The following is a 10485-nucleotide window of genomic DNA, read 5'->3' as shown; positions in this document are numbered from 1 at the left end:
GGCGCGAGCCCGCCCTGGCGGCTGAACTCGGTGAACATGCCCGGCGTGGACATCACCGTGACCCCACCGGCGATGGCCAGCTCGCACTCGCCGGCGCGGAGCGCCTGGATCGCCAGATGCATGGCCACCAGGGAGGACGAGCAGGCGGTGTCGACGGTGATCGCCGGGCCTTCCAGCCCCAGTGTGTAGGCGAGCCTGCCGGAGGCGACACTGCTCAGGGTGCCGGTGAGGGCATGCCCCTCGTAGCCCTGCGACGTCTCGTGCAGGCGCGGGCCGTATTCCTGCGGGATCACGCCGACGAACACTCCGGTACGGCTGCCGCCCTGGCTGGAGGGGTCGATCCCGGCCCGCTCGTAGAGCTCCCACGACGTTTCGAGCAGCAGTCGCTGCTGGGGGTCCATCGCCGCGGCCTCGCGCGGGCTCAGTCCGAAGAAGGCGGCGTCGAACCGGTCGGCGTCGTGCAGGAAGCCGCCTTCCCGGGTGACGGAGGTGCCCGGCCCGTCCGCGGCCAGGAGCCGCTCCACGTCCCAGCCCCGGTTGTCGGGAAAACCGCCGATCGCGTCCCTGCCGGTGGCGCGCCGGTTAGCGTGACCAGGCGGGCGGCCACCTCGCCGGCGTCGACGGGCTGGAAGCTGACCCCGCTGGGCATCACGATCATCGGCAGCCAGCGCTGGCTCGTGCACATCCAGACGATGAGCTCGTGGAACTGGGTCGTACGCTGGATCGTCCACGGCAGGGCGGAGCGTTCCACGAGCTGCTCGCAGGCCAGCTTCGCCCGGTAGTAGGCCATGTCCACCTGGCCGGCGCCGACGATGGACACGTACATCAGATGCGGGCGCCCGGCTCGCACCGCCGTCTGGATGAGGTTGCGCGTGCCAGCGATGTCCGCACGGCCGTTACCGGTCGCGCAGTGGACAATCACACCGACGCCGTCGACCGCCTCCTCCAGGCCCTCACCGGTGAGCAGGTCACCGCGCCACGTCTGCTCATCTGATGGCGGCTTGCGGCTCAGCACGCGGACGGCATGACCGTCCGACAGAAGCTGTGGCACGAGCGCGCGGCCGAGCCGGCCGGTACCGCCCGTCACCAGGATCGGGTTTGTCACGGGTAGGAATCCTCCGCGGAGAGCACGATGCCGGTGTTCCGGCCTCGCGCGGCTGTCAGGTCACCGCCTCACGCCGGGTCCGGCGTGAGGCGGTCACCCGTTAAGAACCGGATAGGCCTCCGGAATGTGACAACCGCAGCTTGTCGGGGTTGGCGATGATGCGAATCCCGCTGATCCGGCCGTTCGACGTCTCCGGTACCAGCACGCCGACCAGCTCCCCGCCGGCCCGGGCCAGCAGCCCCAGTGCGCCGTTCACCTCCGTAGCCGACAGCCGCACCCCCTCACCGGCGATGCTCAACGACCCCACCAAGTAGCGCGCCACCTTGGAGACACCGGAGATGGGCCGCCGAGCGGCGCCGACCCTGCCGCCACCGTCCACCCACACGGTCACGTCCTCGGCCAGCACCTTCTCCAACCCCGGCAGGTCTCCTTGTTCTGCGGCTTTCAGGAAGCTCTCCACCAGGTCGCGGCGGCGGGCCTGGTCCAACCGGCGATCGGAGCGACCACGCGCCTCGGTCAGGCGCCGGCGAGCTCGGGTGTACAGCTGCCGGGAGTTCGCCTCGGAGGAGTTGATGACCTCGGCCACCTCCCGATGGCTGTAGTCGAAGGCTTCGCGCAGGACAAACACCGCGCGCTCCACCGGGTTGAGCCTTTCCAGCAGCACCAGGAAGGCCAGCGAGACGAACTCCCGCTGCTCGGCGCTGTCCAGCGGGCCCAAAGCGCCGCCCGCGGTCAACACCGGCTCCGGCAGCCAAGAACCGACATAGCTCTCCCGGCGCGCACGCGCGGACGTCAACCGGTTCACACACAGGTTGGTGGCGACCTTGGCCAGCCACGCCCACGGCGACGCGACAGCGCTCGCCTGATGCCAACGCAGGAAGGCGTCCTGGACGACGTCCTCGGCCTCCTCAGCCGAACCCAGCATCCGATAGGCCAACCCGAACAGCTTCGAACGATGCCGCTCGAACTCCTCAACCGCATCAACTGTCACGCGCACCAGACTCTCAGCCCCCTTACGGGCCCGGTCGCCTGGAGGCCATGACCGGTGCCGCTCGCCCTGCCGCAGCGATCGGGGACGCGCGGAGCGAGTCGTGCGGTTCATCGAGCTGGAGGATGAAACCCGTCCCAGACGCGGGTCAGCGGGGCGAGCAGGGACGTTCGCTCTGTCGCGTATAACTGAATATTATCTGCGATAATGACAGAATCGAGCAGGCAGAACGCCTCGCCGAACCTGGGTCAGGTCGGCATGCTTATCTGCGATGGCGACGTCAGGTGGGACGTGGGCGAGCTTCACCGGCTGGAGCGCGGCGGATCCCCTCCGCTGCCCGCCGCGGCGGCTGCCTACCTCGCTACCTTGTCCGGTCCCGAGCAGCGCAACACCCAGCGCGCCTACCGCTCCACCCTGCGCGCCCTGACGGCCGAGTTCGCCCCGCCCGGCACCCACGTCCTGCTCGCCGAGCTCGACGACGAACAGGGCTCCGACCGGCTCGCCGCATGGTTCGCCGACCGGTGGAGCGGCCGGGCTGCCGCGACCTTCAACCGGCACCTGGACGCGCTGCGCTCCGCGGTGACCTTCTGGATGGACCAGGGCTGGCTGGCAGCCGATCCGACCCGACGGCTGTGGCGGCGAGGCCGTGCCCCTGATCGGACGCGCGCGCTGGCGGTCGCCGACATCGAGGCGCTGTTCGACCTGGAGGCTCCGCTCCGGGAGAAGACGCTGTGGACGATGTTGTACGAGACCGCCGCGCGCGCCAGCGAAGCACTCGGCCTGGACATCGAGCACCTGGACCGGCGCAACCGACGCGCCAGGGTCACTCGCAAGGGCAGCTCGGTCGACATCATCGTCTGGCAGACCCGCACCGCACGCCTTCTACCGAAGCTGCTCGCCGGCCGCGGTAACGGGCCGGTGTTCCTCACCGAGCGGCGCGCCCGCGTCGCTCTGGCCACCGGCGATCTGGACCCGGTCACCGGCCGGGCCCGGCTGTCCTATCGGCGCGCTGAGGAGATCTTCAACCAGCTGACCAAACCGCTGGCTCACCCGGATCTCACCGACCCGGCAGACCTCGCCGCCGCGCCCGGGTGGACCCTGCACGACCTGCGGCATTCCGCGCTCACCCACGCCGCCGAGAACGGCGCCAACACCGGCACGCTCCTGGCCTACTCCGGTCATGCCTCGGTCGCCAGCCTGGCCCGCTACACCCGGGTCTCGCCCGACGCTCTCACCCGCTGGCAAGCCCGCCGCGATCTCCACCGCAGAGGCTGACCAGGCCGAACTCCGCTCCGCGGCCTGTTTCTGGCGTATTCGTGTGTCCTGAACGTGAAGGAGAGTTCGATGTAGGCGAATGATCTGGAGCGATGCTGCTCGGACGATGAAGGTTTGGCCCTTCGGAGTCGCCCTGCGGAGGGAGGCTCCAAACCGCCTCATGCTGCGTTTGCTGAAGACAGTCGTGGTGAGCGATGAGGAAAAGGCGCTGCAAAGGCGTCAGGTGGGGACCGGGAAGGCGAACGCGAGTGAACCACTGACGACGTGTCGAAATCAGAACGGATGACATCGAAACCGGGGAGTGAATACGACCCCGGGATGAGCCTGGCGGGTGTCCGCTTATTGGCCAGGCGGTGTCCGGCATGGAGGTGGCGTGAGTCCGGTCTGCGGCGTTCGAGTGGAACAGGAGAAGGCGCTGTTCGGACACTGCCCGCCTCGGCGGGCGACAGGGGAGAGCTGTGGTCTGGGGTAACCCCGGGAGACGGCGTCAGAGTACCCGCTGCCGGGCGCGCCGGCGGACCGGCCCGTAGTAGTGGTGAAGGTCCTGTAACGGGGCTGGAGCGAAGGGGCCGGGTCGTTCGTGACCCGTTTGTTCGATCAACCGGAAGTTCTCCGGGAGGAGTCGCGTGGACGAGTTGAAAACACCGGGCAAGCCGTTTGAGATCTCTAAATGGGCTGTCCAGGTGGCGTGGGAGAAGGTCAAGGCGAATAAGGGCGTAGCCGGGGTGGACGGGATATCCATCGAGGAATTCGAGAAGGATCTCAAGAACAACCTGTACAAGATCTGGAATCGAATGTCCTCGGGAACGTACTTTCCGCCTCCGGTCATGGCTGTGGAGATCCCGAAGACGCACGGCGGTGGCACCAGAATTCCGGGCGTTCCTACCGTGGCCGATCGGATCGCGCAGACGGTGGTAGCCGGGGTGCTGGAAGCGAAGGTCGAACCGATCTTCCATCCAAGCTCCTATGGCTATCGTCCGGGCGGCTCGGCGCTGGATGCGGTCGGGGCCTGTCGGCAACGCTGTTGGGAGTTCGACTGGGTGGTCGAGTTCGACATCCGGAAGTTCTTCGACTCCGTGCCCTGGGACCTGATCGTCAAGGCGGTCCAGGCGCACACCGACCTGCCGTGGGTGGTGCTGTATATCCAGCGGTGGCTTGCCGCGCCGCTGGCACTGCCCGACGGACCCTTGCAAGATCGAGAGCGCGGAACCCCGCAGGGGTCGGCGATCTCACCCGTCCTGGCGAATCTGTTCCTGCACTACGCGTTCGACGCCTGGATCACCCGGGAGTTCGGGGTTGAGGAACCTGGGAACAGCCGTTGGCGCTGAGATTGATCTTGGTTGTGTGTAGTGACGTGTGGAGCAGTGAGCGTGCATGTCAGCGGCGGTTGCGGTGTCGGCGGGCGGCGCGGATCTCGGTGTCGGCGACCTCGTCGGCGAGGAGGGTGTACAGCTGGGTGGTCTCGGTGGAGGCGTGGCCGAGTCGCCGGCGGACGACCTCGATGGAGACGCCGCCGTTGATGAGTTCGGTGGCGTGGGCGTGCCGTAGTTGGTGGATGTCGATCCCGACCCCGGCCGCTTCGCAGTAGTTCTCCCACCGGTGGTGGGCGGCGTCGTAGGACAGCGGACCGCCGGTCCCGTTGATGCTTGCGCGGAAAGCGGGTCCGAACCGGTATCCGGCGCGGCCCAGGTAGAGCTTGAGGAGGGCGACGTAGCCGCGGTCGTCCAGCAAGACGGTGCGTACGGTGCCGCCTTTGCCGTGGATGCGGACGTGCTCGTCGTCCTGGCGGAGGTCGAAGTCGTCGAGGTCCAGGACGCAGGCTTCGGAGGCGCGGGTTCCGCACACGTAGATCGTCTCGAACAGCACCCGGTCGCGGAGCCGGTCGAGCGGGATGTCCTTACGCGGCCGCCGGCTGCAGATCGAGTTGAGGACCTTGGCGACGTCGGTGGCAGCGGCGGGCCGGGGCAGGGACTTGGCGACCTTGATGGTGTCGATCTTGTCCATGGGGTTGGCGTCGAGCAGGTCGTGGCGCACGGCCCACTTGCACCAGGAGGCGACGGCGGCGCGCTTGCGCTTGCGGGTCGCGGCCGACAGCGCCCCGATCGCGGTGAGGAACTCCCGGATCGGTGGCGCGGTCAGCTCGGAAATCTCGCCGTCGCATTGCTCGGTGAACTGGAGGAGATCGCCGCGGTAGGCGCGCAGGGTGTGCGGAGACGCGCCCGCGTTCCGCTGGTCGGTGAGGAAGTCGTCGAGATGGCGGGCGAGCGGATGTTCTTTCCCGAGGCGTTCGACGATCGCCGGATCCACGTCTTCACTCTCCCATGCGCCGAGTTGCCAGATAACCGGGAATTGAACGGCCTGCCACGGGCGGCACGCTCCCAGCTCACGAAAGGCACACGATCTTGTTCTTGCCTGATAACGAAGGTTATCTCGCAACCCTTCGGCGGGCGAGGCGTTCAGGCTGGAGCTGTGGATCTTTTCAGGACTTCGCCAATCCGGCTGGGGTGCACGGTGGGCGATTACGGTATGCATAGTGATCTATGGGAGGGTTTTCCCATGGTATCCGTTAAGCAGATTCAAGTCGCCTTCGATTGCGCTTCACCTGAGCGTGTCGGTCGCTTCTGGTGCGAGGTGTTGGGGTATGTCGCGCCGGCACCGCCTGAGGGGTTCGCCAGTTGGGACGACTTCAATCGCACGCTGCCGCCCGAGCAGCGGGACTCATGGTTCGCATGCAGCGACCCCTCGGGTGTCGGTCCGCGGCTGTACTTCCAGCGCGTTCCCGAAGGCAAGGTCGCCAAGAATCGGCTGCACCTTGACGTGCGGGTCGGCATCGGACTCGTCGGTGCAGAGCGCCTGGCAACCCTCGAGGCCGAATGCGCACGATTGATCCCTCTCGGCGCGAAACGCGTGCGGCTCCTGCCCGCCGATGAAGAAAACGAGTCGTGCCTCGTGATGCAGGACATCGAGGGCAACGAGTTCTGCCTGGGCTGACGAACGTCTACCTCGTTGAACGCGACACAGACCTGACTCGCTGATCGGCTCCCACGGGGAAGGCTGTCCGTCAGCTCTCCCTTCGCACCGCGCCGCTGTTGATCTCGGGAAGATCGGGGATCTCGCCGAGTTCGCGCAGTCCCTCGGAAGGCCCGGACGAAGCGATGGCATAGCGGCCCAGGAAATTCACGTGGGCGTGGCCCAGCGGGCTGAGCCGGGCGACGTCCTCGTCCTTGACGGGCACGCCCTGGGTGCGGAGATGGTCGACGGCGGCCGACAGGTAGCGGGTATTCCAGAGAGCAACGGCATTGACGACCAGGCCGAGAGCTGCGAGTTGGTCCTCTTGGCCCTCACGGTATGCCTGTCGGATCTGGCCGCCTCCGCCGTGGCAGATCTTGCGGGCGAGCCGGTGTCGGGATTCCTGCACGGTGAGCTGCTTGTTCAGCTTCCGGTGGTAGGTGTCGTCGATCGGGTCGAGGATGCTCAGCAGATGCAGGGTCTTGTCGATGCGGCCGTACTCGGCGAACGCCTGCCCGAGCGGGGTGGGGTTGCCGTTGCGGGAGAACATGCGCAGCAGGTCGTAGGCGCGGACCTGGTTGGTGACCAGCGACCCGGCGACCCGGACCATATCGGACCACTGCGTCTGGATCTTCGTTCGGTTGATCTTGTTGCGGGCGATCGCCTCCAGCGGCCCGTAGCCGCTCGCGGTCTCCTCGCCCGACCCCTCCCCGCTTGGGGCGTCACTGCTGGGGACGTCGGCGCGCCAGAATCGCTGGTCACCGAGGTCGGCGAAGCGGGGCGCGAATCGGTAACCGAGCATGGAGAAGATCCCGAACACCATGTCCGAATCCGACGCCTGGTCGGTCGTGACGACTTCCGGCTTGGGACCGGCGTCGATGTTGATCAGGCAGTCGAGGATGAACAGCGAATCGCGCGGGGTGCCGGGCACGACCACCTGCCCGATGCCCATCACCTGGTCGTTGACCGCGTTGAGCAGGGTGAGCCCGCGCTTGTACCCGAAGTACTTCGGTGATGGCCCGGCGTTGACCGTCTGGACGGGGACGACGAACCGCAGCCCGTCAACCGAGGCCAGCAGCCCGCCGCCCCACTGGGCGACGATCGGGATGGACCGCTGGGCCTCGATGAGGATCGCGTTGGCCGCCGAATGGGTATCGGTCCGCACATAGTTCTGATCGACGTGCGACAGCCTGCCGCGGGTCAGGGCCTCATCCCCGTCCTTGATCACCGGGACGAGGCCAACGTTGCAAGCCTCGGCGACCAGCAGCGCCACCAGTGACCGCGGCAGATCGTGCATCCGGGTGGAGATGTCGGCCAGATGCACGTAGGCGTCCAGGAATCCGGTCCAGGAGTGCACCTCCAGCAGCAGCTCGGGCAGGTCGATCCGAGGCAGCATCGCCTGGCAGGCACCGCGCAGCCAGGCTAGCGACGGGCTCTCCCCAAGCGCGCCGAGCTTGTCCACCGACAACCGGGCACGCCCGTCGGCCGGGGTGAACACCCGTACCCGGGCGTCTTCGCCGGCTTCCTCCAGCCGGGCCGTCATCTGCTTCCACGCCGCGTCCAGCGCCAGCAGCTTGCCGTCCAGATGATCGTTAACCGGGTCGGTCAACGACAGCACGTCCTCGCTGATCGCCTCCCACGCCAGCCCATCCAGCAGATGGGCACGCGGGGGCCCACCGCAGCGACGACGTCGCGAACACATCCCGTACTCCAAGCGCCCGGTGCAGCGCCTCCAGCACGCAGACCACGTAAGCGTCCCGGTCCACCGCACCCTGAGGGAGATTCGGGTTGGCGAACACGGCCCGCTTCCACGCCGCCGTCACCAGCGAGCCGTCCACTTCCTTGGGCAGCAGCGGCTTACGCGTCACCTGACGGCGGGCCAGTTCCGGGAGCCGCCGCACCGCCGCCAGGACCTTCCGGCCGCCCGCCGCCGCGCCCAGCGCCTGGGACTCACCCAGCAGCTTCAGGAACGGCCGGACGGTGTTGTACTTGTCGACCAGCGCCGCCCGCATCGCGGCCTCCGCCGCGCCGTCATCGTCGGGAACCAGTTCCTCGACCGACTCCAGCGCGGCTAGCACCTGCTCCTTGGTCGCGCCGGCCTGGTCGGTGACCGCCGCCCACAACGCCGCCGGGTCCAGATCGGCGTCCGCCTCGGCGACCAGGTCGAGCTGCTCCACCAGAACCCGGCTCGCCTTCGACAGCAGCTTGGAGGCCTTCTCCAGCTTCGGCAGCATCGCAAGCCGATCCCCGCTCGCCTTGCGCCGAGCCGGGCTTATCAGCCTGGTGGCCATGAGCAAGGCGAACAGGTCGAGGGCGTCGTCGATCGCCTCTGCCTCCAGCGACCTGGTCACCGCCACCAGAGTCGCCGTCCGCCGAGGCTCGTTCAGCCTGGCCAGCAGCGGGGCCTTGCTTCCTGCCCCGTACCGGGCCAACGTCTTCATCCGGCGAACCGGCACCTTGGACACATCCACCCGGCCCAACTCAAACCGGGCGATGTCATCCACCCGCTTCAACGCCCGCACCAGCTCCGCGCCCGACTGCCGCTTCGGTGCCTGCCGCAACCGCTCCAGCTCCGAGAACCGCGACCCCTCCGGAACCTCCAACAGCCCGAACAACGCTCGCGGCAACCCCGAATCCGCGCGAGACGCCTGCCGGGCCACCGTCGCGAACAGCCGATCGTCCGCCTGATCCCGGACGCCGGCGACCAGCCGCTCCAGCACCCTCACACCCGGCAGCAGCACCCGGTGTCGACGCAACCACGCCGCCGACTGATCGAACAACGCCGTCGGCCCCTCCGCGTGCGTCCACGCCCGACCATGCAGGAACGTCAAGAACTTCTTCGCCAGGACCCGGCCCTCCCACGTCTCCCGATCCTCGAAGCCATGGAAGCCATAGGCGTCCCGGATCATCCACGCGTGCTCATACGCCGTCTTCGGCCGCACCCCGTACCGCTTCACCTGCGACGGATCCACGATCCCCAACTGCACAGCCAGGTAGTCCACCACAGGCCAAGGCACCGCAAGGGGGTCCTCCAAGAACAGCCCCTTGTACCGGACCGTCCCGATATGGCATCGGCCGGGTTTTTGTGGTGCTTTCATGACCACTGAGGAAACCCGGCCGTGCCCCTTGTGGATTCCGTGGCCGCCGCGACATCCGTCGGGGCGTCAGTGGTCGTCCCAGTGCCCCTCGTGCGAAGCGTGGCGATGGCCGTCGTGAACGTAGTCGACGTGGCCGTCGTGCGGGACCGCCACGTGGCCGCAGCCCTCACCATGCCGGTGGTCGTGCCCGGCGTGCGGACGGTGCTCGGTTGAAACAGACATGATTCCCCCCCTGCTGAATTGGTATGCCAATACTGAATAATACCTACGGGGTTTGGGTTTCAAAACCCGGGAACGCACGGCAATTCGATCCGGATAACCATTATCGATCACTGTTTTACCTTTGTGTTCTTTGTATTCTTGGTTCGCGGTAAGAGGAAAGATTGTATTTTGGGGAAGCAGGGATCGGGGTTCGCCGGACCGGCCGGTCTCACGCGGCGGCTGGGTGTCTGCGGAGGCCGGTTAGGTAACGCCGGGACGTGGAGGAGCTGTCTCGTCCGGCGGGCAATACCACAGCCGAGTGGAGCTCACCGCGTGCATGCCGAGCCGTGCCTGGGCCAGTGTGTGCCGGTCGGGCACGGAGCAGTGGGAATGTTGATGCGCCGGGCCGACCGGTGACCCCGATCGGCCCGGGTGGCGTCGTTCTACGCCCGACCAAGATCGCCACTGACCTGGTCGACCGGGCTTTTCCCGGACCGGCCCGAATCAGTCGTGGATCACCGGCATCCGCTGATGGTCCGCCAAGACCTGATGACGTCGTACCGCCTGGTGGCCGGCCACGCTCGGGGAGGGGAGCCTGAGCTTGTACATGCTTTTTGGCGTTACTCGTACTGCTCGTCGGGGGGCTCGATCCTGGTGAGGCTCTTGCCGGTGAGCTGGGGGTAGATGACGCCGGTGGTCATCTTGCCGAAGGTCTGCGGGATCCAGATGCCGGTGACCTCGACCCAGGTGTCGGCGGGCGGCGCCTGCAGTCCCCTGACGGCGACCTTCAGGGGGAACGCGTCCGCGGC

Annotated in this window: 9 protein-coding genes and 2 pseudogenes; 3 read left to right on the top strand and 8 right to left on the bottom strand. The window is 67.4% G+C overall.

Annotated elements, in window-relative coordinates:
- The 3 genes and pseudogenes from ABZ260_RS37455 to ABZ260_RS37445 all read right to left on the bottom strand — a co-directional run.
- Positions 1 to 569 (bottom strand): annotated as a pseudogene (locus ABZ260_RS37455) (polyketide synthase); the annotation flags it as partial.
- A gap of 134 nt (positions 570 to 703) precedes the next feature.
- Positions 704 to 1087: pseudogene (locus ABZ260_RS37450) on the bottom strand (NAD(P)-binding oxidoreductase); the annotation flags it as partial.
- A 118-nt stretch (positions 1088 to 1205) separates the two neighbouring features.
- Complete coding sequence (locus ABZ260_RS37445) at positions 1206 to 2096, bottom strand: RNA polymerase sigma-70 factor (RefSeq protein WP_355627001.1); 891 nt, start codon at positions 2094 to 2096, stop codon at positions 1206 to 1208.
- 204 nt (positions 2097 to 2300) lie between these two features.
- On the opposite strand from ABZ260_RS37445, the gene ABZ260_RS37440 reads away from it, so the two are divergent.
- Both ABZ260_RS37440 and ABZ260_RS37435 read left to right on the top strand, forming a co-directional pair.
- Positions 2301 to 3368, top strand: a complete 1068-nt coding sequence (locus ABZ260_RS37440) for a site-specific integrase (protein WP_355626999.1) — start codon at positions 2301 to 2303, stop codon at positions 3366 to 3368.
- Positions 3369 to 3994: 626 nt separating this feature from the next.
- The gene (locus ABZ260_RS37435) at positions 3995 to 4696 is read left to right on the top strand and encodes a reverse transcriptase domain-containing protein (RefSeq protein ID WP_355626998.1); all 702 of its coding nucleotides are present in this window, start codon (positions 3995 to 3997) and stop codon (positions 4694 to 4696) included.
- Between the two features lie 49 nt (positions 4697 to 4745).
- Here the strand turns inward: ABZ260_RS37435 and ABZ260_RS37430 are convergent, their stop codons facing one another.
- A complete protein-coding gene (locus ABZ260_RS37430) occupies positions 4746 to 5675 on the bottom strand; it encodes a tyrosine-type recombinase/integrase (protein ID WP_355626996.1) in 930 nt (309 codons plus the stop codon).
- Positions 5676 to 5924: 249 nt separating this feature from the next.
- Between ABZ260_RS37430 and ABZ260_RS37425 the strand changes: the two genes are divergently transcribed.
- Positions 5925 to 6359, top strand: a complete 435-nt coding sequence (locus ABZ260_RS37425; RefSeq protein ID WP_355626994.1) for a VOC family protein — start codon at positions 5925 to 5927, stop codon at positions 6357 to 6359.
- 70 nt (positions 6360 to 6429) lie between these two features.
- Here ABZ260_RS37425 and ABZ260_RS37420 read toward each other — a convergent pair whose 3' ends face one another.
- From ABZ260_RS37420 to ABZ260_RS37405, 4 genes are all read right to left on the bottom strand, one after another.
- Positions 6430 to 7986 carry a transposase gene (locus ABZ260_RS37420; RefSeq protein WP_355626992.1) on the bottom strand — a complete coding sequence of 519 codons (1557 nt, stop codon included), beginning with the start codon at positions 7984 to 7986 and terminating at the stop codon, positions 6430 to 6432.
- Positions 7970 to 9394: a DUF4158 domain-containing protein gene (locus tag ABZ260_RS37415; protein ID WP_355626990.1), complete on the bottom strand. Its 1425-nt coding sequence runs from the start codon at positions 9392 to 9394 to the stop codon at positions 7970 to 7972. Before ABZ260_RS37415 ends, ABZ260_RS37420 begins: the two co-directional genes overlap by 17 nt.
- Before the next feature lie 147 nt (positions 9395 to 9541).
- Positions 9542 to 9697, bottom strand: coding sequence for a hypothetical protein (locus ABZ260_RS37410; RefSeq protein WP_355626989.1), 156 nt, complete (start codon positions 9695 to 9697; stop codon positions 9542 to 9544).
- A 599-nt stretch (positions 9698 to 10296) separates the two neighbouring features.
- Positions 10297 to 10485, bottom strand: a 189-nt coding sequence (locus ABZ260_RS37405; RefSeq protein ID WP_355626987.1) for a hypothetical protein, incomplete at its 5' end; no start/stop codon positions are given.

The sequence above is a fragment of the Streptosporangium sp. NPDC006013 genome (genome assembly GCF_040614275.1).
GTDB lineage: Bacteria > Actinomycetota > Actinomycetes > Streptosporangiales > Streptosporangiaceae > Streptosporangium.
The sequence above is the reverse complement of the archived record's forward strand: the minus strand, read 5'-3'. Positions and strand labels throughout refer to the sequence as shown.

Bases quoted from the DNA above. Each gene is read 5' to 3' on its own strand.
- ABZ260_RS37440 (WP_355626999.1), top strand. From the start codon at position 2,301: ATGACAGAATCGAGCAGGCAGAACGCCTCGCCGAACCTGGGTCAGGTC.
- ABZ260_RS37425 (WP_355626994.1), top strand. From the start codon at position 5,925: ATGGTATCCGTTAAGCAGATTCAAGTCGCCTTCGATTGCGCTTCACCT.
- ABZ260_RS37410 (WP_355626989.1), bottom strand. From the start codon at position 9,697: ATGTCTGTTTCAACCGAGCACCGTCCGCACGCCGGGCACGACCACCGG.